This is a genomic window from Rhodovulum viride (genome assembly GCF_003265965.1).
Classification (GTDB): Bacteria; Pseudomonadota; Alphaproteobacteria; order Rhodobacterales; family Rhodobacteraceae; genus Rhodovulum; species Rhodovulum kholense.
The window spans coordinates 1-1,001 of the sequence record NZ_MUAV01000113.1 but is presented as its reverse complement, the minus strand read 5'-3'; the positions used below and the strand labels follow the sequence as shown (position 1 = coordinate 1,001).

Annotated in this window: 1 protein-coding gene; it reads right to left on the bottom strand. The window is 67.2% G+C overall.

Annotated elements, in window-relative coordinates; genetic code table 11:
- Positions 1 to 950: phage head spike fiber domain-containing protein (locus BYZ73_RS23120; RefSeq protein ID WP_220086884.1), on the bottom strand; the 950-nt coding region annotated here is incomplete at its 3' end.
- Between the last annotated feature and the right edge of the window lie 51 nt (positions 951 to 1,001).

Below are 1,001 nucleotides of genomic sequence, written 5' to 3'. Positions count from 1 at the left end.
CCCCGGCGCGGCATTGCCAGCGCCCGGCCGGTCCCGATGACGCCGATCCGCGCCACCTTCGAAATCGAGAGCCGCAGCCCGAGCGTCGAGACCGGGGCGAAGAGGTGCAGGATCGCGCTGTTATCGGAAGGCAGCAGCCAGTCGTCGGACACCGCCCACCAGTAGGACGTCGCTGACGTGGAGAGAGACCGGATATAAGGTGCGGCGAAGGTGCGCCACTCGGCCTGCGCGCCGAAAATCCTGATCGCGTTGCCGGTTCCGGCATAGGAGGTGTTTCCCGCCGCGTCCAGAAGCGCGAAGCGGACATTCGCGGTCCCGCTGGCCTGCGCCGTGGCGCTGATGCTGACACGAAACCAGCCCGTGGACCCGACCGGAACGGAACTGACGGCCGTCGTCCCCGATGTGGAATAGAACTGGCCATCTGCACCCACATCGCCGACCGCCGGTGTGGCATATGCGGGGCCAACCAGAGCAAGCCGCAGCCGCCGGTCCGCCGAAGGCCGCATATAGACCGAAAGCGTGTAGGTCCGGCCCGCGACGGCGGTGAAACCGGATTGCAGATAATGCATCCCGGTCGACGTATCCTCTGTCAGCCAGCGCGCGTCCGTCGAGCCATCGGGCGCGGCAGTCGCGACCAGCGTCGCGCCGGTGAGGGTCGGCCAGAGCGCGAAATCTTGCGAATAGAGCAGCAGGTTTCCAAGAGCGGACCCCGACAGGTATTCGACCCGTGCGCTCGCCCCCGAAGATCCGAGCGTATGGGCCCCGATCCCGATGGCATCGACGGTCTGGGCGGATGCAAATTCGATCTGCCATGATGCTGGCGCTGCGACGGGCTGCCACCAGCTGTTGGTCTCGACTGTATCGGCCAGCGCGGCCTCGAAGCCTTCGGCCGCGCTGGTGGCGGAGACGGTGCCGGTCAGGCGGTCCCAGAGGATGCGGGCATGGGTCATCGGATAGGGCGACGCAGCCGCGTGCCCGGGCGTGTAGGTCACTGCCACTCT